At 63.6% G+C, this 19,444-nt stretch carries 18 protein-coding genes; 10 read left to right on the top strand and 8 right to left on the bottom strand.

Annotated elements, in window-relative coordinates; translation table 11 throughout:
* Positions 1 to 4: 4 nt before the first annotated feature.
* The 6 genes from MHEC_RS04280 to MHEC_RS04255 are packed head-to-tail and all read left to right on the top strand — an operon-like array spanning position 5 to position 5,086.
* Positions 5 to 1,285, top strand: a complete 1,281-nt coding sequence (locus tag MHEC_RS04280) for an aromatic ring-hydroxylating oxygenase subunit alpha (RefSeq protein ID WP_048890109.1) — start codon at positions 5 to 7, stop codon at positions 1,283 to 1,285.
* Entirely contained in the window at positions 1,269 to 1,592 is a 324-nt protein-coding gene (locus tag MHEC_RS04275; protein ID WP_048890110.1) for a hypothetical protein, read from the top strand. Before MHEC_RS04280 ends, MHEC_RS04275 begins: the two co-directional genes overlap by 17 nt.
* 3 nt (positions 1,593 to 1,595) lie before the next feature.
* Positions 1,596 to 2,810 (top strand): metal-dependent hydrolase family protein, encoded by a 1,215-nt coding sequence (locus MHEC_RS04270; RefSeq protein ID WP_048890111.1) that lies wholly within the window; start codon positions 1,596 to 1,598, stop codon positions 2,808 to 2,810.
* The gene (locus MHEC_RS04265; protein WP_048890112.1) at positions 2,794 to 3,216 is read left to right on the top strand and encodes a nuclear transport factor 2 family protein; all 423 of its coding nucleotides are present in this window, start codon (positions 2,794 to 2,796) and stop codon (positions 3,214 to 3,216) included. Before MHEC_RS04270 ends, MHEC_RS04265 begins: the two co-directional genes overlap by 17 nt.
* Positions 3,213 to 4,301 carry an acyl-CoA dehydrogenase family protein gene (locus tag MHEC_RS04260; RefSeq protein ID WP_048890113.1) on the top strand — a complete coding sequence of 363 codons (1,089 nt, stop codon included), beginning with the start codon at positions 3,213 to 3,215 and terminating at the stop codon, positions 4,299 to 4,301. Before MHEC_RS04265 ends, MHEC_RS04260 begins: the two co-directional genes overlap by 4 nt.
* Before the next feature lie 2 nt (positions 4,302 to 4,303).
* On the top strand, positions 4,304 to 5,086 hold the full coding sequence (locus MHEC_RS04255; RefSeq protein WP_048890114.1) for an acyl-CoA dehydrogenase family protein: 783 nt from the start codon (positions 4,304 to 4,306) through the stop codon (positions 5,084 to 5,086).
* 7 nt (positions 5,087 to 5,093) lie between these two features.
* Here the strand turns inward: MHEC_RS04255 and MHEC_RS04250 are convergent, their stop codons facing one another.
* Positions 5,094 to 6,269, bottom strand: coding sequence for an acyl-CoA dehydrogenase family protein (locus tag MHEC_RS04250; RefSeq protein ID WP_048890115.1), 1,176 nt, complete (start codon positions 6,267 to 6,269; stop codon positions 5,094 to 5,096).
* A 197-nt stretch (positions 6,270 to 6,466) separates the two neighbouring features.
* Between MHEC_RS04250 and MHEC_RS04245 the strand changes: the two genes are divergently transcribed.
* The 4 genes from MHEC_RS04245 (at position 6,467) to MHEC_RS04230 (ending at position 10,228) form a co-directional block, all read left to right on the top strand.
* Positions 6,467 to 7,132, top strand: a complete 666-nt coding sequence (locus MHEC_RS04245; protein WP_048890116.1) for a TetR/AcrR family transcriptional regulator — start codon at positions 6,467 to 6,469, stop codon at positions 7,130 to 7,132.
* 170 nt (positions 7,133 to 7,302) lie between these two features.
* Positions 7,303 to 8,505, top strand: a complete 1,203-nt coding sequence (locus tag MHEC_RS04240; protein ID WP_048890180.1) for a cytochrome P450 — start codon at positions 7,303 to 7,305, stop codon at positions 8,503 to 8,505.
* 28 nt (positions 8,506 to 8,533) lie between these two features.
* Positions 8,534 to 9,373, top strand: a complete 840-nt coding sequence (locus tag MHEC_RS04235) for a mycofactocin-coupled SDR family oxidoreductase (protein WP_048890117.1) — start codon at positions 8,534 to 8,536, stop codon at positions 9,371 to 9,373.
* A gap of 27 nt (positions 9,374 to 9,400) precedes the next feature.
* A complete protein-coding gene (locus tag MHEC_RS04230) occupies positions 9,401 to 10,228 on the top strand; it encodes an SDR family NAD(P)-dependent oxidoreductase (protein WP_048890118.1) in 828 nt (275 codons plus the stop codon).
* A gap of 7 nt (positions 10,229 to 10,235) precedes the next feature.
* Here MHEC_RS04230 and MHEC_RS04225 read toward each other — a convergent pair whose 3' ends face one another.
* The 7 genes from MHEC_RS04225 to MHEC_RS04195 all read right to left on the bottom strand — a co-directional run bounded on the left by MHEC_RS04225 (position 10,236) and on the right by MHEC_RS04195 (position 19,444).
* On the bottom strand, positions 10,236 to 11,039 hold the full coding sequence (locus MHEC_RS04225) for an SDR family NAD(P)-dependent oxidoreductase (RefSeq protein ID WP_048890119.1): 804 nt from the start codon (positions 11,037 to 11,039) through the stop codon (positions 10,236 to 10,238).
* A gap of 12 nt (positions 11,040 to 11,051) precedes the next feature.
* The gene (locus MHEC_RS04220; protein ID WP_048890120.1) at positions 11,052 to 13,466 is read right to left on the bottom strand and encodes a CaiB/BaiF CoA-transferase family protein; all 2,415 of its coding nucleotides are present in this window, start codon (positions 13,464 to 13,466) and stop codon (positions 11,052 to 11,054) included.
* 3 nt (positions 13,467 to 13,469) lie between these two features.
* A complete protein-coding gene (locus MHEC_RS04215) occupies positions 13,470 to 14,423 on the bottom strand; it encodes an enoyl-CoA hydratase/isomerase family protein (protein ID WP_048890121.1) in 954 nt (317 codons plus the stop codon).
* On the bottom strand, positions 14,416 to 15,564 hold the full coding sequence (locus MHEC_RS04210; protein WP_048890122.1) for a M24 family metallopeptidase: 1,149 nt from the start codon (positions 15,562 to 15,564) through the stop codon (positions 14,416 to 14,418). Before MHEC_RS04210 ends, MHEC_RS04215 begins: the two co-directional genes overlap by 8 nt.
* A gap of 145 nt (positions 15,565 to 15,709) precedes the next feature.
* A complete protein-coding gene (locus tag MHEC_RS04205; protein WP_048890181.1) occupies positions 15,710 to 16,948 on the bottom strand; it encodes a M24 family metallopeptidase in 1,239 nt (412 codons plus the stop codon).
* A 10-nt stretch (positions 16,949 to 16,958) separates the two neighbouring features.
* Entirely contained in the window at positions 16,959 to 18,020 is a 1,062-nt protein-coding gene (locus MHEC_RS04200; RefSeq protein WP_172442153.1) for an amidohydrolase family protein, read from the bottom strand.
* A 179-nt stretch (positions 18,021 to 18,199) separates the two neighbouring features.
* Positions 18,200 to 19,444: a cytochrome P450 gene (locus MHEC_RS04195; protein ID WP_048890124.1), complete on the bottom strand. Its 1,245-nt coding sequence runs from the start codon at positions 19,442 to 19,444 to the stop codon at positions 18,200 to 18,202.

Raw genomic sequence — 19,444 nt, 5'->3', positions numbered from 1 at the left:
TACCGTGGCACACTTCCCCAAACCGGCTGCGGGAAGCTGGACTGAGAACTATCCGGAACTGGGCACCGCGCCCGTCGACTACACCGACTCCATCGACCCGGCGTTCTTCGAAGCCGAACGCGAGGCGATCTTCAAGCGGACCTGGCTCAACGTCGGGCGAGTTGAGCGGCTGCCGCGTACCGGCAGCTACTTCACCAAGGAGCTGCCCTCGGCCGGCCCGGGCGTGTCGGTGATCGTGGTCAAGACCAAGGACGGGTCGATCAAGGCGTTCCACAACATGTGCCGGCACCGGGGAAACAAGCTGGTGTGGAACGACTATCCGCACGAGGAAACCTCAGGTACGTGCCGCCAATTCACCTGCAAGTACCACGCCTGGCGCTACAGCCTCGACGGCGAGCTGACCTTCATCCAGCAGGAGGATGAGTTCTTCGACGTCGATAAGAGCCGGTACGGACTTGTCCCGGTGCGCTGTGAGGTGTGGGAAGGGTTCATCTTTGTCAACCTCGACGCCAATGCCCAGCCGCTGCAGGAGTACCTGGGCCGACTGGCCAAGGGCATCGAGGGCTACCCGTTCCATGAGATGACCGAGGTGTATACGTACAAGGCCGAGGTCGGCGCCAACTGGAAGCTGTTCATCGACGCGTTCGCCGAGTTCTACCATGCCCCGGTGCTGCACCAGGGGCAGTACACCAAGGAAGAGGCCGCCAAGATCTTAAAGCACGGGTTCGAGGCGCTCTACTACGAGTTGGCGAGCCCGCACGCGATGATCTCCACCTGGGGCGGTCAGGCACCGCCGGCGGACCTGAAGATGGTCAAACCCATGGACCGCAAGTTGCGCAGTGGGCTGTTCGGCCCGTGGGACCGGCCAGAGGTGATCCAAAAGCTCGATCAGCTGCCCCCGGGTGTCAATCCGACCGGAGCCCCGCAGTGGGGTATCGATTCGTGGCACTTCTTCCCCAACTTCATGCTGCTGATCTGGGCACCGGGCTGGTATCTGACGTATCACTACTGGCCGACCGCCGTGGACAGGCACATCTTCGAGACCAGCCTGTATTTCGTGCCGCCCAGAAACGCGCGGGAACGGCTGGCCCAAGAGTTGGCTGCGGTGACGTTCAAGGAGTACGCGCTGCAGGATGCCAATACGCTGGAGGCCACCCAAACGATGATCGGCACCCGGGTGGTTCGCGAATTCCCGCTGTGTGACCAGGAAATCTTGCTCCGCCATCTGCACAAGGTGACCGGGGACTACGTCAAGGAGTACCGCAACAATGGCTCTGCCCGCTGAATTCGCTGACCTGGAGCCATTTTTGGCTTGGGATCTGGCCACCGAACCGGAACGCTACGCCAAGCGGCTGTCCTCTTCGATGGCCGAGATGCAGGCGTTCTACGACGCGGCGTTCCCCCGCATGGATGACGTGATCGCTTACTGCGACCAGTTCCCGCTCGACGATCTGCCCGACGACGCACGCACACTGATGCATCTGATGCAGTCGCTGATCACCGTGTCGTTCCCAATCGAGGCGTGGAAGCAACCAAAGGTGCCCGACAGCGGCGCCACCTATCTCGACTGCATTCGGGAGCCGGTGATCTGAGAAGTGTTGACACTCAAGGCAGCCGGACTGCTCGACGTCGACGCCGGCGAGATCGTCCGGCCCGGGATCCTGCAGATCGACGGGGAGCGGATCGTCGCAGTGGGCGGTTCGGCGTCCGGGGACGTCATCGACCTCGGCGAGCAGGTTCTGCTGCCGGGGTTGATGGATATGGAGGTCAACCTCCTGATGGGCGGGCGCGGGGAACAGCCCGGATTGTCCCAAGTCCAGGACGATCCTCCGACGCGGCTGTTGCGGGCCGTCGGGAATGCCCGCCGCACACTGCGTGCCGGGTTTACCACGGTGCGCAATCTTGGGCTGTTCGTCAAGACCGGCGGCTACCTGCTCGACGTCGCGCTGAGCAAGGCGATCGATGCGGGCTGGATCGACGGTCCCCGGGTAGTGCCGGCCGGTCACGCGATCACCCCGACCGGCGGGCATTTGGATCCGACGATGTTTCAGGCCCTCGCACCTGGCGTTTTACCGCTCACGGTCGAGGAAGGGATCGCCAACGGCGTCGACGAGGTGCGCAAGGCAGTGCGCTACCAGATCAAGCACGGCGCCCAGCTGATCAAGGTGTGTGCTTCCGGCGGAGTGATGTCATTGACTGGCCCGCCTGGGGCTCAACACTATTCGGATGAGGAGCTGCGTGCCATCGTGGACGAGGCACACCGCCGCGGACTACGGGTCGCCGCGCACACCCACGGCGCCGACGCGGTCAAGCACGCGGTGGCGGCCGGGATCGATTGCATCGAGCACGGTTTTCTGGTCGACGACGAGGCCATCGCCGAGATGGTGCGTCACGGCACCTTCCTGGTGACGACACGGCGACTGGCCGACGCGATGGACGTATCGCACGCCCCACCGGAGCTGCAGGCCAAAGCCGCGGAAATGTTTCCCCGGGCGCGCAAGTCGGTGGTAGCGGCCTACGAAGCAGGCGTCAAGATCGCTGTGGGCACCGATGCGCCCGCGATACCGCATGGCCGCAACGCCGACGAGCTGGTCACACTGGTGAACCTGGGCTTACCGCCAGTGGCTGTGCTGCGGGCGGCGACCATCACCGCCGCGGAACTCATCGATGTCACCGATCGTGGCCGGCTGGCTGAAGGATTGCTCGCCGACATCATCGCGGTGCCAGGAAATCCCCTGCAGGACATCACTGTTACGCAGGATGTGCGGTTCGTCATGAAAGGTGGCAAGGTGTATGCCAACAAGAACTGACGACCTAGTCGAGATCCAACAGCTGCTTGCCCGGTACGCGGTCACGATCACCCAAGAGGACATCGATGGCCTGCTAGGGGTTTTCACACCGGACGGCACCTATAGTGCATTCGGGGAGACCTATCATCTCGACAAGTTCCCGGAGCTGGTTGCAGCCGCGCCAAAGGGTCTGTTCCTCACCGGGACAGCATTGATCGACATCGACGGTGACACCGCGACCGGCACCCAGCCCTTGTGTTTCATCGACCATGCCACGCATGACATGCGCATCGGCTACTACCGCGACACCTACGCCCGCACCGCCGATGGCTGGCGGCTGAAAACCCGGTCCATGACCTTCATTCGGCGCAGCGGCGCCCACGATTCCGGACGACCCCACGCAGTCGGGCGACCACCGTCGACATGAACGTCGAGCAGTTCCGGGCGGATCTGCGTACGTGGCTGGACGACCATGACCTGACTCCGGGTCCGGATCGTTCGCTCGAAGGTCATATGCGGCAACTGGTCCGGGTCCACCGGGCGCTTTACGACGCCGGGTGGATGCGCTACGGCTGGCCGGTCGAAGTCGGCGGATTGGGTGGGCCCCCGATACTTCGGGCAATCGTCGGGGAGGAAGTCGTCGGCCGCGGTCTGGCCGAGCCGGGCCCCTACTCGATGGTCGAGGTTCTTGCGCCCACGATGATCGAGTATGCGCCGACACAGCTGGCAGCGGAAATGGTGCCGAGGCTGTTGAGCGGTCGCGAGCTTTGGTGTCAGGGTTTTTCCGAACCAGGGTCTGGCAGCGACCTGGCGTCGCTGTCCACCCGGGCCGCCCCGCGAGGTGATGACTGGATCGTCAACGGTCAGAAGGTCTGGACCAGTTTCGCGCAATTCTCGACGCGGTGCATCTTGCTGACCCGCACCGCACCGGGTCACGAGGGCATTACCGCGTTCTTCGTCGACTTGGACACACCGGGCATCACCATTCGACCGCTTCGCACGATGCATGATGTGGACGAATTCTGCGAGGTGTATTTCGACGATGTGGTGATCCCCGCGGGCCGTATGCTGGGCAAGCCGGGTGACGGCTGGCGGTTGGCGATGGACCTGCTGCCCTACGAACGTTCGACGTGCTTTTGGCAGCGGATCGCTTACCTGTATTCACGATTCGACCGGCTCATCGCCGAAGCGGTCGATCCCGACGATTTCGGCCTTGGCGCGGCGTATTTGGCGTTGCATACCTTGCGCTGTCGATCACGCGCCACGCTGCATCGGCTGGCGGATGGTCAGCGGCTGGGCCCGGAGACTTCGATCGACAAGGTATTGCTGGCCACCGCCGAGCAACGGCTGTACGACTCCGTGCGCGACATGCTCCCCGGTGTCGTCGAGCTCGACGAGTCGCCATGGCGTCCGGAATACCTTTACTCGCGTGCGGCAACAATTTACGGCGGCACCGCCGAGATACAGCGCAACATTATCGCGCGCCGACTGCTGGAGCTGGGCAAGGAGTGAGCATGGACACCGAGTCCTGGCAGCTGCTGGAGGAGGCGGTGCGCAAGACGATGACCACGGCGTCAGGCCGACAGCTCGACGAGGCGTTGGCTGAACTCGGCTGGCTCGACATGCTCACCCAAATGCCTGACTCCGCTGTCCCGCTGGTGTTTCGACTGCTCGGCGAGACCGGCTCCCATGCGCCGGTAATCAACGACGTCGTGCTGCATGCTGCCGGCCGTGACGCCGGCGGCACGGTGCCGCTGCCGTTTGCGGGCGGATCATGGGTGGTCTGGGAGCGCACCGACGGCGCGACGACGACATTGGGTGGTGAGCTTCCGATCCGCCGTGTGCCCAACGGTGAGCCGCTGCCGCTGGCCGCTGGCCGGCGCGCACTGGGCTGGTGGCTGGTCGGCAGCAGCCGAGCCATGCTGACACGGGCGCGCCAGCATGCCCTCGACCGAGTCCAATTCGGTCGGCCTGTCGCCTCGTTCCAGGCCATCCGGCACCGGCTGGCTGAAACCTTGGTCGCCATCGAAGGCGCGGAAGCCGCGCTGCAGGCCGCCTGCGATGAGTTGGGCTGCCTGTTGGCCAAAGCCGCGGCCGGCCAGGCCGCGTTGACCGCTGCGCGGCATTGCCAGCAAGTGCTAGGCGGAATTGGCTTTACCGCCGAGCATGAGCTGCACCGCCATGTGAAGCGCTCGCTGGTCCTCGACGGAATGCTCGGCAACACACGTGAATTGACTCGAGAAGCCGGATCCATATTGCGGGCGAAGGGTTTCGCGCCGCGGTTGGCGCAGTTGTGAGCTGACCTCAGTTTCGGGGCAACCCGAGTATGCGTTCGGCGATGATGTTGCGCTGGATCTCGGATGTGCCGCCGGCGATGGTTCCGGCGAAACTGCGGAAGTAACGGTCGAACCAGCTGCCATAGTGAGCGTCGAGGTTCAGTGGCGCAACCGGTCCCGTGACCGCGGGGTGCACCAACCCGTCGGCGCCCACAGCGTTGAGCGCGTGCTCGGAAGCACTCTGCACGGCCTCCGATCCGAGCAGCTTCAATACCGAGAGGGCGGGTATATCCTGCTCTCCACGATCGGCGCGCGCGAGCGCCGCGGATCCGATCAGCCGCAACGCATAAGCATCCATGACCAGGGTGGCGTAGCGGTCACGATCGAGAGGCCGCGACGGGCGGAAGTCGACGATAAGTTCGCGTAGCCGATCGGCATACCCCATCCACAGCATGGTGCGTTCATGCCCCAGCGAACCGGTTGCCACCTGCCACCCGTGATTCAGCGGGCCCACCAGATTCTCTGCCGGCACCCGCACCTCGGTGAAGAACACTTCGTTGAAATCCACATCACTTGGGTCGCATGCCGTGGCGAAGGGCCGACGCACCACTCCCGGGGTATCGGTCGGGATCAGTAAGGCGCTGATCCCCCTGTGTTTCGGGGCGTCCGGATCGGTACGCACGAACGTCAATAACACGTCAGCATCATGTGCGCCCGAAGTCCATACCTTTTGCCCGCTGACTACGAAATGGTCGCCGTCGAGCACCGCGCGCGTCCGCAACGACGCCAGATCCGAACCCGCGCCGGGTTCACTCATGCCCAGCGAGGCGGTCATCTCGGCCCGCAGAATCGGCACGGCCCAACGCCGTTTCTGCTCCGGGGTGCCGAACGACAGAACCGATGCCGCGACGATGCCGACACCCTGCGGATTGAAACTCAGATGGATTCGCCGCCGTGACAATTCGTCGGCGTGCACATACTGCTGCAAAACCGTCGCGTTGCGGCCACCGAACTCCGGCGGGTTGCCCGGCAACAACCACCCGTGATCGAACAACAGGCGCTGCCAGCTTCGCGCCCACTCCGGGATGTGTGAGCAGGAGCGCGGCCGCTCGACGGCCCGGGCGGCGTCGGGCACGTGCTCGTCGAGAAATGCCGCGAACTCGGCGCGGAATGCCTCGACCTCGGCGTCAAAAGTCAGTTGCACAGGTGCTCCCTCGCAGACGGCGCCCAACTATCGGCATTCTGCTTCCCCGGACACCGGCAAGAGAATAGTATTCTCATCATCCGAAAGTTACAATCTCAGACACGGCGTCTGTGAGGGGGTCTACGGGACCGATGACACGGCGTTCTCCTGTACAGTTCAATCATGTTCTCCCCTCGCGGCAATCATCTGAGACGCCCGTGACCAGCCCAAGTGAGGAGCCGGCCTGGAAGCAGCGCGCAGTTGAACGCTCGATCAAGACGGCCAAACTGCGGGCTGCGCAGCGCGTGCAGCGGTTCCTGGATGCCGCGCAGGCCATCATCATCGAGAAGGGCAGCACAGACTTCACCGTCCAGGAGGTTGTCGACCGGTCCCGGCAGTCGCTACGGAGTTTCTACCTGCAATTCGACGGCAAGCATGAGCTGCTGCTCGCCCTTTTCGAAGACGCACTGAGCCGCGCGGCCGACCAGATTCGCGCCGCCATCGCGGGGTATTCCGATCCGCTTGAGCGGTTGAAAGTGGCGGTGCAGCTGCTCTTCGAGGCGTCTCGCCCCGACCCCACCGCGAAGCGGCCGCTATTTACCGACTTCGCGCCGCGTTTGCTGGTATCCCATCCCGCCGAGGTAAAGGTCGCTCACGCACCGCTGCTTGCGTTGCTCACCGAGCTCATGGAACAGGTGGGTGCGGCCGGCCAGCTACGCGCCGGGATCAACCCGCGGCGCATGGCGGCCATGACCATGCAGACGGTCATGTTCATCGCGCAGTCCAGCGGTGGCACCGATGAGGCGACCATCCATCCCATCACTGCCGACGAAGTTTGGGACTTCTGCTCGCGGGGATTCGTCAAGGACACGGGCGGAAGCTAGGTTCTCGCGGGCACAGCGTCGCTGTGCGACTATCGCACACTGAGAATTAGATTCTTAAAAATCAAGAGCCTGAAGTAGCATAAATGTATCCGGTGACACCATGGCCGGATCACACCGTTTCCCCCCGGGAGCGTCCGACCATCCAGAACCTGGAGCGAGAGGCGATATCCGTGACAGTCAGCGCTACCAGCGACGTGTACTTCGATCCATATAACGTCGAACTCAACGCTGACCCGTACGGGATGTTCCGAAGGCTGCGCGAAGAAGCGCCCCTGTACTACAACGAGCAACACGACTTCTACGCGCTGAGCCGGTTCGCCGATGTTGACCGGGCATTGGTCGATTACGAGACTTTCAGCTCGGCGCGAGGTGCGATCCTCGAGCTCATCAAGGCCAACATCGAGATCCCGCCGGGTGTGATCATTTTCGAGGATCCGCCCCTGCACGACGTGCACCGTAAGCTGCTGGCGCGCATGTTCACACCACGCAAGATCAACGCGCTCGAACCTAAGATCCGCGAATTCTGTGCTACTTGCCTGGATCCGTTGATTGGCAGCGACCGGTTCGACTTCGTCGCTGACCTCGGGGCGCAGATGCCGATGCGCGTGATCGGCATGCTGCTCGGAGTTCCCGAGGAAGATCAAGAAGCTGCCCGTGATTTCGCGAATGCGCAGATGCGCACCGAAGAGGGTAAGCCGATGAAGGCCGCCATGGACGGGATGGTCAGCGGCGAGTTCTTCGCCCAGTACATCGACTGGCGGGCCGAGCATCCCTCCGATGACATCATGACCGAGCTGCTGAACGTGGAATTCGAGGATGAAAAGGGTGTATGGCGCCGACTGACCCGTGAAGAACTCCTCACCTACGTCAGCGTCGTCTCGGGCGCCGGCAACGAGACCACCACCCGTCTGATCGGCTGGACCGGCAAGGTGCTGGCCGAACACCCCGACCAGCGGCGGGAATTGGTCGAAAACCCGACACTTATCCCCCGGGCCATCGAGGAGCTGCTGCGTTTCGAGCCGCCCGCGCCGCATGTGGCTCGATATGTGACCCGCGACGTCGAGTGGTATGGCCAGACCGTGCCGGAGGGCAGCGTCATGATGATGCTGATCGGCGCGGCCAACCGCGATCACCGTCAATTCCCGCCTGACGGCGATGTTTTCGATATTCACCGGGAACCGCGCCAGCACCTAACGTTCAGTGTCGGTACCCACTACTGTCTGGGTTCGGCGCTGGCGCGCCTCGAGGGACGGATCGCGCTCGAGGAGATCTTGAAGCGGTTCCCGGAGTGGGACGTCGATCTGACGAACGCCAGGCTCTCCCCCACTTCGACAGTGCGCGGCTGGGAATCGATGGTGGCCGTTATCCCTTAAACCCGAACCGACAAGAAACGAGGTAGCGATGACTGGGCGAGTCGAAGGCAAGGTCGCATTTATCACCGGGGCGGCGCGTGGCCAAGGTCGATCGCATGCAGTGCGATTGGCGCAGGAGGGCGCCGACATCATCGCGATCGACGTCTGCAAGCCAATTGTGGAGAACACCACGATTCCCGCTTCGACACCGGAGGATCTCGCCCAAACTGCAGACCTGGTCAAGGGTCTCGACCGCCGCATCGTTACCGCTGAAGTCGATGTCCGCGACTACACCGCGCTGAAAGCCGCGGTGGACAGCGGCGTGGAGCAGCTTGGCCGGCTGGACATCATCGTTGCCAACGCCGGCATTGGCAACGGCGGTGACACCCTCGACAAAACCACTGAGCACGATTGGCAGGAAATGATCGACGTGAACCTGTCCGGGGTGTGGAAGACCGTGAAAGCCGGTGTGCCACATATTCTCGCGGGCGGCCGCGGCGGATCGATCATCTTGACCAGCTCGGTCGGCGGCCTCAAGGCATATCCGCACACCGGCCACTATGTGGCAGCCAAACACGGTGTTGTGGGACTGATGCGCACGTTTGCAGTCGAGTTGGGCCAGCACATGATTCGCGTCAACTCGGTGCATCCGACCAACGTGAACACCCCGTTGTTCATGAACGAGGGCACGATGAAACTATTCCGGCCCGACCTCGAGAACCCTGGGCCCGACGACCTGAAGGTCGTCGCACAGATGATGCACACGTTGCCGATCGGCTGGGTGGAGCCTGAGGACATTAGCAACGCGGTGCTGTTTTTGGCGTCCGACGAGGCCCGCTACATCACCGGTGTGACGCTTCCGGTCGACGCTGGCAGCTGCCTGAAGTAATCACGTTCAGCGCCTAAGCTTCGCGCCATGGACAGCTTCGACGGGCGTGGCGCGGTCATCACCGGCGGCGCGAGTGGAATCGGGTTGGCCATGGCCCGCGAACTCGCTCGTCGCGGAGCCCGGATCGTGCTTGGAGACATGGAAGAACCGGCTCTGGAACAAGCCGTCGCGCGGCTACGCGGTGAGGGACTGGATGCACACGGCGTGGTCTGCGATGTCCGGCGCCTGGACGAGGTTGATCACCTTGCCGACGAGGCGTTCCGCCCCCTGCGCGGTGTGCATGCGGTGTGCAACAATGCCGGGATCGCGGTGGCCGGGCCGATCGTGCAGATGGCGCACGACGACTGGCGATGGGTGATCGACGTCGACCTCTGGGGCCCCATTCACGGTGTCGAGGTTTTCCTGCCCAGGCTCCTCGAGCAGGGCGAAGGCGGCCATCTGCTATTCACGTCATCTTTTGCGGGTCTGGTGGCCAATGTCGGCCTGGGGCCGTATTCTGTTGCAAAGTACGGCGTCGTCGCCCTCGCCGAGACGCTTGCCCGCGAAGTTAAGACCGCCGTCATCGGCGTGTCGGTGTTGTGCCCGATGCTTGTGGCAACCAACATCGCCGATTCCGCGCGTAACCGCACCACCGACTACGAAGCGCTTTCGACGCCGCGAGATCCCCGACAAGTTGCCGTGGGCGAGAATGTGATCCTCGACGCCGACGAGGTCGCTCGTCTGACCGTCGAAGCGATGCACGCTGGGCGGCTCTACATCCTGCCGCATCAGGCCGCGCGAGCCCCCATCCGTCGGAGGTTCGAGCGCATCGACCGAACATTCGACGACCAAGAGGCCGACGGATGGCAACACTAGTGCCCGGCTAGCCTGGGCCGAATCGGAACTGCCCGGTCTGCGGGTGGCGGTACCAGCCACCGGCCGCATGCGTTCCGCCGTCGACATGCAGAGTCTCTCCGGTGAGGTAGCTCGCCATGTCGGATGCGAGAAACACAGCAACGCTGGCGATTTCGTCGACGGTACCCGGGCGGCCCATCGGAATGGCGTGGCCGATCGCGTCAAGGTCGCCGAAGCTGAGATTGGTCAGTCCCTCTGTCACCGTGACATCTGGTGCGATCGCGTTGACGCGAATGCCGTGTGGCGCCAGCTCGAACGCCGCAGTCTTGGTGTAGTTGATGACCCCGGCTTTGGCCGCGGCATATGCAGCGAATCCCGGTGCGGCCCGGACACCTTCGATGGACGTCAGGTTGACGACGCTACCCGGTAGCCCGGCGGCAACCAACTGGCGCGCTACCCGTTGGGTGCAGAGCAGCACATGGCGCAAGTTCGCTCGATACAGCGCGTCCCAGCCGTTTTCGCTGGTGTCGAGCAACGACGAGAAGAATGTGCCGCCGGCGTTGTTGACCAGGATTGTCACCGGACCGAGTTCGGCGGTCGTGCGCTGCAGCGCGGCGTCGACCTGCTCGCCGTCGCGGACGTCCGTCGTAATGCCCAGCGCGCCGATGGACTCGGCGGCTGATGCGCAGCTGTCAGCGTCGTGCTCCCAGATCGCCACCGTGGCGCCGAAAGCGGCCATGCCGGCCGCGACACCGCGGCCGATGCCGGCACCCCCGCCGGTCACCACGGCGACACGACCGGTCAGCTGGATATCAGACGGGCTGATTGGCACAGAGCTACCATCTCATGCTGTGGCGGTTTTCTTGCCGTAGCCGGCAGGTGCCCGCCCGATCACGCCGTCGGCTTCCAGGTCGGCGATCTCCTCGCGTGTCACGCCGAGTTCGGCGAGCAGCTCATGGTTGTGCTCGCCGAGCAGCGGCGCGGGACGGACATGGAAGCGTTCCGGACCGCGCGACAGCCGCATCGGAAGCGTGCTGTGTGCCACCCGAGCATTGATCGGGTGGCCGACGTCTTCGAAGAAGTGGCGAAACGCTAACTGTGACAGCTCGGTTTGCCGATGCGGCTGCATCACCTTCGCCACCGAGATACCGGCGTCCCAAAGACAGCGGACAATCTCGTCGCCGGCGCGCTGCTGACACCAGGCCCCCAGATGCGCGTCGATAAGGTCGTGGCGCTCGCGTCGCCCCGCCATGGTCGACAGCGCGGGATCCATTGCCCATTGCGGTCGTCCGAGCACCTCGCACAAGCCCTCCCACTGCCGGTCTGTCGCGACGGCGATCGCGACCCAGCTGTCGAGCCGACCGAACTCGTCGACATCGGCGGTGCGGTAAAGGTTCTGCGGAGCTGCCCACGGTCCCCGATTTCCGGCGCGTTGCAGTAGAGCGCCGTAGGCACTGTACTCGATAACCTGCTCGGCGGCGATGTTGACCGCAGCGTCGACCATGGCTGCTTCGACGAATACTCCCTGCCCGGTGCGACGGCGGTGCTCCAACGCGAGCAGAAGCGCATTAACGGCGTGCACGCCGGCATTCGGATCGCCGATCGAGTACGGCTCATAGGGAGGCCGATCGGGATAGCCGGTAAGCCAGCTCAATCCGGAGGCGGCTTCAATGACGTAGGCAAATGCAGGCTGGTCGCGCCAGGGACCGTCGAGCCCGAACCCGGGCATCCGGAGCATTATCACATCCGGCCTGATCGCCTGGGCAGCAGCGAAATCCACGCCTATCTGGTCCAGCACCCTGGGAGTAAAGTTTTCCACGATAACGTCGGATGTCGCGATCAAACGGCTCAGCAGTTCGCGTCCGCGTTCGCTTTGCAAATCGAGCGTCAAGCCCTTCTTGTTGGTGTTAAGCGCCGAGAAGATCGGTGACTTTTCCCACCACTGATCTTCGGTGATCGGTATACCGGCGATCAGCCTGGTGCCATCTGGTTTGCGGGTGGACTCCACATGAATCACCTCCGCGCCCAGCAGAGCCAGAAAATGCGTGCAGCAGGGACCAGCCCAATAGGTCGTCAGGTCGAGCACCCGTAATCCGCTGAACGGCAAGCGGTCAGCCGAGTCGGGTGTAGGCGCCGACCGTCGGACGGACGGGGGCGACTGGCGGTACTGCGCAGTGTGCTCACCCAGCCGTGGCGCCGGTTGCGGCGGGCGAAGAAGTGCGGGCCGCGTCCGGTATGGATGGCCGGGCTGGCGAAACCCGTCGCGCGGGTTGCTCACGAAGGAACCCCGGGCGCGGAAGTGGTCCAGGTCGGCGATGGTGGCGCCATTGGCAACAGGAGCGTTGGGAATCCGGAATGCGGTAGCCAGGTCGCGGATTTCATCGACAGTGTGGCTTTGGACCCACGCGTAGATGTCGTCGGCTTTCTCGTTGGCCTGTTCGGTGATCGACAGCGGTGAATCTTCGTCGATCCACTCCTGGTGGCCCGTCATTGCGCATAGATCGAACCACTGCTGAGCGGTTCCGCAGCCGAGGTCAACCAGCCCGTCTTTGGCCTGCGCGATACCTGGCACGGTGACCTTTCGGGCGTCTCGCCACGGTCGGCCGAGCATCTGGAAGTAGGTGACCGGGTGATAGGTGAGGCCGAGGATTTGGGCTTCCAGCATGGAGAGGTCGACAAGTCGGCCACCGAGCCCGCGGAATGCCAGCGTCGCTGCGCAGGCGTAGGCTCCGGCGAGATATTCACCGACCTGGCCGCCGACGAATACCGGCGCCCGGTCCGGAGATCCGCGTCCGAGCGCGACGATCCCGCCCGACCACGCCTGCAGCGTGAATTCGGTTGCGGCGCGGTCATGCCAGGGACCGTCCAGCCCGAACGGTGTGATCGCGGTGACCACCAAGTGGGGGTGGGCGCGATGGATTTCGGTCGGCGCCAGCGACGGGTGTTCGGCGATCGCAGAGCCTCGCGACCATATCACGGCGTCGGCCGATGACAGCAACCGTTGAACGAACTCGACATCGCCGTCTGCGGCGGCATCGGCAACGACGCTGTGTTTGGAGCAGGCCAGGAAGCTGAACAGTGCTCCATCACTGCCGGCTTGGATGCGGCTGCCGGAAGCCGACCACTGCCGTAGTGGATCTCCTTGTGGAGGTTCAACTTTGATCACCTGTGCCCCGCCGTCGGCGAGCAGCTTTGTGCAGTAGGCGCCGGCGATACCGGTGGACAGGTCGATGACGACGTACCCGTTCAACGGCTCCACGCGCTAGCCGTTCTTCTTGCGGCTGGATTTGCTAAGCCGGAACTCAGGGGGGAACTTGCTGTCGTTGTCCTTAACGGCGTCGTTGAGACCCCGGTCAATCGCCTCCCCCATTTCCAGGTCGTCGACGTCATGGTGAATGTGGCCGCCCATCGACTCGAAGAACGCAGACAGCAGGCTGCCCATGTACTCACCCTGATATTGCTTGACCACTTCGAAGAACACCTTTTGCATGAAAACCGTGTCGGTTGGTCGATTACGCGCACATGCCAGCGCGTACTTCTGCACTTCGGCTTCCAGCTGATCCCGTGGCACCACCTTGTTAACGAAGTTGCACTGGTACATCTCATCGGCGGTGAACGGTCGGCCAGTGAACACCATTTCCTGGAACTTGCGCAGCCCCATAGTCTGGATCCACGTCCACATCCGGGGCCCCCAACCGTAGTACCGGAAAGACGGATGCCCGAACAGCGCGTCGTCGGACGAGATCACCAGGTCGGCGTCGGCTGCCTGGTAGAAATGCCAGCCGTAGCAATAGCCTTTGGCTTCGACGATGCTAATTTTCTTCAGCTCCTGCAACGGCCGGTTGCCGGCCTGCGAATTGGCATACCAGGCACTGATGGTGGCGCCGTGGCGAAATGACCCTTTGGGCGGGTAGCGGATACCCTGGTTCTCCAGCCGCAGCTCGGCAAGGCGGAACTCGGGCGAATCTTGACCTTCCATGAACTCGGGAAGATCAGCGCCGCTGCCGAAGTCATCACCCACACCGCGTATCACCACGACTTTGACGTCGTCATCGACGGTGACGCCGCGCAGCAGATCGGCGTAGCGCAGCCGCGCAGCTGCGGTGGGGGCGTTGAGGAATTCGGGCCGGTTGAAGGTGATCGTCGCGATCTTGGTTTCGGCATCCTTGGCGTAAAGGATGATCTCTTCCGGAGCGGGCCGTTGAGCGTCAACCATTGGCTGCACCAACCGTTCTGTGTGCTGACGGGCTGGTCGTCAAGACCTCGTGGCCATCGGCGGTGATCAGCACCGCGTCGCGGCCGAACACCGCGCCGACGCCGGCCTCCCAGACATAGCCGGTGAGCGCGAGCACCATGCCGGGCTCTAGCCGTTCCTCGCCGGCGGTCGCCGGCAAGTGCTGTGACACCACCGGCGGGTCGAAGCCCATACCCAAGCCCCGCGCCACCGGCATGGGTGGTAACGGCTCGCCCGATGCCTGGTAGGCGGCCAGCAGGTCACTGGCCGGCGCATCCGGGCAGCATGCGTCAATAAGCCTGCACCACAACGTCTCCCAGCGCCGATACAGCGCGGCGACAGCCTCGATGCACTTGGGCTCGCCGACCGGCCAGGTCCGGCCGACCTCGCCGGTGTAACCGCCGCCGAGCACGCCCGCGGAGAAGGCGACCAGGTCGCCGGGCCGCACCCGCCCATCGTCGCTTCCCCGCCGCCACGGGTGCTCAGGCGAGGTCACCCATGCGACGTCCTGGGTGGAGGGAGTGCTCACCCCGCCAGCGGCCATGGCCTCCAGCAAGACTCCGGCCAACATGTTCTCGCTGACGCCTGGTCGCAACTCCGCCACCGCCGCAGCCAGTCCTGCCTCGGCGACGCTGATGGCCGCGCGCAGGGCAGCCACCTCTTCTGGTGTCTTTATCCGGCGAGCAGCCCGCATGGCCAGCTCTCCGTCGACCAGCTCGGCCTTGGGAAAGGCCATCGGCAGCAGTTGGGCGAAGGCCGGCGAAAGCGCATCAGTGCCAACACGTTTCGCAGTCGACGCACCCTCGATGCGTTGCAGCACCGAAATGGTGTTCATCGGGTTCCACGCGATCCCGTACAGGTTCTCGTGCGGAATGTCATCAGGCACACCTTCGTCCCAGGTGCTGAGCAGGTGGATCGCCCCGGTTTCGCGGACCACCACACAGGTCGGACCGAACGGCCGGGTGCCGGCCACCCACAGTTGCGGCGCGCCGGCCACATAACGAACGTTTGCCTGCCGGCCCAACACCAGGACGTCGAGGTCGTAGTCGGCCATTTGGGCGAACGCACGCTCGCGACGCCCTAAGCGCAGCGCCCGCTCGTCGGGCAGGACCTCAGTTGCCATCGGCGCTACTCCTCCTCATCGCTGCGCTCTGCATCGTCGTCAGCGCAGGCCATCGGCGCTACTCCTCCTCATCGCTGCGCTCTGCATCGTCGTCAGCGCAGGCCATCGGCGCTACTCCTCCTCATCGCTGCGCTCTGCATCGTCGTCAGCGCAGGCCATACGGGTAATACGGATAGTCGGTCAACTGAAGCCAGCCCTTCTCGGTGACGACAACGATCTCTTCGCTGCGGTAACCGCCGGTGCCGTCCTCCCACACCACCGGCTCCAAAACCAGCACCATGCCCGGCTCGAATACGAAATTCTCGTCGAACTCGTCGCCGAGATCGGTTCCGATCATGGGTGTTTCGGCGGCGTTCACCCCAATGCCGTGTCCCAGGTAAAAGTGCGGAAGCCAGGGCCGAGTCCCACCGTTGGCTTTCGTCGCGGCCCGGCCCAGCTCCGCCGCGGTGGTGCCGGCGCGCAACACGTCGAGCACCGCCGCCATGATGTCGCGCCACTTGTCGAACTGCGCCTGTTGACGGGGCGTGGGCTCACAGCCCACGATCCAGGTGCGGCCGAAATCGGAGCAATAACCGGCGTAGGTAATGCTGACATCGGTCCACAAGACGTCGCCTTCGGCGAGCTTGCGCTCTGTAGTCAGCAGCGGCAGCGCCAAGTCACCGTGGGTGGTCCACACTGCATCCGCTTTGCGTTGCGGCATTATCTGCCAGATCGGTTCAAGCATGCTCGCCATCGCCCCCAGCTCGAATGCCTTGCGCAGGAAACGGGCCGACAAGTCAATCTGCCGGATTCCCGGTGCAAGTGCAGCTTGGACGTCGACCATCGCTTGGTCGGTGATCCGACACGCGCGGCGGATGCAGGCCAGTTCGTCGCGAGTCTTGACAACCTTGGCCGCTCCGATTACCGGAGCGGCATCGGCCGGCCGGCCGGCCCGAAACAGCTGTGGATGCGCGCGGCGCATTGCACCGGTCAACTCGTCAACCGCGACGACCGACCCAGCTGGGATCAAGTCCTCGACAGCACGAACGAAATGCTCGACGCCCTCGTCGAATTCCAGATAGACGGGGCCGTGCACGTGATCGGCGGGCAGCCCCGATTCCGACGCGGCACCCTCGCGGAACGGCAGGAACAGGTGCGGCCACGGGTCGTCGGCAATCACTATCGCAACCGGGCGTTCGACATAGGACAGCCCGGCGTCACCCAACGGCCAGCTCACGCCAGTGGCATAGACGACGTTGTTGTTGCCGAGCAGGATCAGCGCGTCGACTCCGCGCTCGGACATCGCTGCGCGCAGCCTCGCACCGGTCTCGCGACGCATCCGAGCCAGATCCGGGGATTCCGGAATCTCGATCGAGGACGGTTGTGCAGCAACGGACGTCGTCATCATAGTGGCCTTACAGACCTAAGAACTCAGTGATGTTGCCGCTGACGATCCGCGCGGCCGCCGCAGGCCCGACGGCGTCGACGACCGCGGTTAGCGACTTCTCCGAATAACCATAGGTGCTTTCGTTGTGCGGGTAGTCCGAAGACCACATCACCTTGTCCACACCGATGCGGTCGATAAGCTCCAGCCCCAGCGGATCTACCATGAACGACGCGCTCATGTGGTTGTCCCAGTAGTAGCGCACGTCGTGCTCCAGAGGCCGGTTGAACATGTGTTGGTACGATGCCACCAGGTGCTCGGCGTCTTGCAGAGCCCAAGGGACCCAGGCGATTCCGCCTTCGAACCAGCCGATACGCAGCCTGGGATGGCGATCGAGGATCCCAGAAAAGATGTATTTCGAGAACGCCTCCCGGAAGCCGTCGATATTAATCATCATGCCGACGACCACGCTGTTGTACTGGCACGGGGTTTTCGGGGGGGTTTCGCCGATGTGGTGGGTGACCGGAAGGCCGGCGTCCTCGATCTCGTCCCACACCGGGCTCATGGTGTCGCTTGCATAGTCGATAATGTTGCCTTCGTCGTCCTTACCGGGATTCAGTGGCAACAGGAATGTCTTGAGGCCCAGTGACTTCAGCTCAGCGAGTGTGCGCCGGGTACCTTGAGGGTCCCACCAGTTAATCAGGCCGGCGCCGTAGAAGTGGCCACCCGAGCGCTCTTGTAACTCGGCAATGTATTCGTTATAGATCCGGAAGGCAAGCTCGCGAATTTGCTTGTCCGGGTAGTGGAAAAGCGCCAAAACGGCATTGGGGAACGCCAATTCTTTGTCGACACCGTCTTCGTGCAACTCCTGGATGCGCGCCTCGATGTTGGTGCTTCCGGCGCCGGGGAGGTCGTCGTATTGCATCAGCACCGCGCTGAAATCGCCCGGCAGGAACGACTGGCCTTTGCGGCCGAGTTGGTACGCGCCGTCCTCATACCAGATGCGCGGCGCCTTGTCTTTGAGCTCGTCAGGGAAGCGCTGGTAAAAAATGTCCTCGGCTAGCGAAATGTGGTTGTCCGCGGAGAAAACCACCGTTCCCTCCGGCAGGCCCACATTGCTGAGGTCGGCATGGCCGCGTCGATTCTTCGGCGCGCCATATCCTTCCGGGGGGTAGAGCGAGACGCTGGTGGCTTGCGTGGACATTGTTGACCCTCCAATCGGATCACCATCGTGTCGAGACTACTCATCGGCGGCGGACGGATGAAGGTCTTCTACCAGGACACCGGCAGTTCGTAGACGCCGTAGGCGAGCCTGTCATGCTTGAATGCAATGTCTTGAACGGGCGCAGCCAGTTTCAGAGTGGGCACCCGTCGGAACAGGGTGTGATACACGATCTGAAGTTCGGCTCGAGCCAGCTGTTGGCCCACACATTGGTGCCTGCCGTACCCGAAGGCGACATGCTGACCGGCTCTGGACCGATGCAGGTACAACCGCTCGGGCTCGTCAAAAGCCTTGGGGTCCCAGTTGGCTGGAGCCAAGTCGATGATGATGCCCTCGCCGGCGCGGATGACTTCTCCCGCGATCTCGATGTCCTCGATCGCGACCCGGCGCTGCCCGTTTTGGATGATGGACAGGTAGCGCAGCAGTTCCTCGACCGCGTTCGCGATGATCTTCGGGTCGTCGGCGTCCCGAAGAACCGCCAACTGGTCGGGGTTTTCCAACAGCGCCAGCACGCCGAGCCCGATCATGTTGGCGGTGGTCTCGTGTCCGGCGATCAGCAGCCCGGTTCCGAGTTGAGCGGCCTCGCGCACGCTGATCTCGCCCGCCTTGACGCGTTCGGCAAGATCCGATACTGCGTCCTCGGCCGGGTTGTCCATTTTGGTTTCAACCAGTTTCGCCAGGTACTTCGACAGTCCGGCTGCGCCTTTGGCCGCGTCTTCGCCGGTCGCATAGCGTGCCAGCCCGATGTTGGCGTGGTGCTGGAAGAATTCGGCATCCTCATATGGCACACCCAACAGCTGGCTGATCACCAGCGAGGGAACCGGCAGGGCCAGCGCGGCCACCAGGTCGGCTGGTTGGGGGCCGGCGAGCATGGCGTCGATGTGCTCGTCGGTGATTTGCTGGATTACCGGTCGCAGGCCTTCGACCCGTTTGAACGTGAATGGCCGCGACAACATCCGCCGGAACCGGGTGTGCTCCTCGGCGTCGGAGGTAAAGACCGACCGCGGACGCTTGTGCACGGTCGACAACATGCCCTCGTTCCAGTGCGGAAACCCGGGACGCCGATCGTCAACACTGACCCGGGGGTCGGAGAACAACGTCCTCACTTCCTCGTAGCCGGTGATGAGCCATGGCGTGCTGCCATCCCAAATCCGCACCCTGCTCAGCGGTTTGGACTGGCCGAGCGCCAGCACGTCGGGCGGCGGGGCGAACGGGCAGCGGCTGTCCCTGGCCATCGGGTAGTCGGGGAACTCGGCGGCGGCCTCGGTTGCGGGTCCGGTGAGGGTGTCGGACAC

Source organism: Mycobacterium heckeshornense, assembly GCF_016592155.1.
GTDB classification, from domain to species: domain Bacteria; phylum Actinomycetota; class Actinomycetes; order Mycobacteriales; family Mycobacteriaceae; genus Mycobacterium; species Mycobacterium heckeshornense.
Note: the sequence above shows the minus strand (reverse complement) of the source record. Positions and strands in the feature narration are given on the sequence as shown.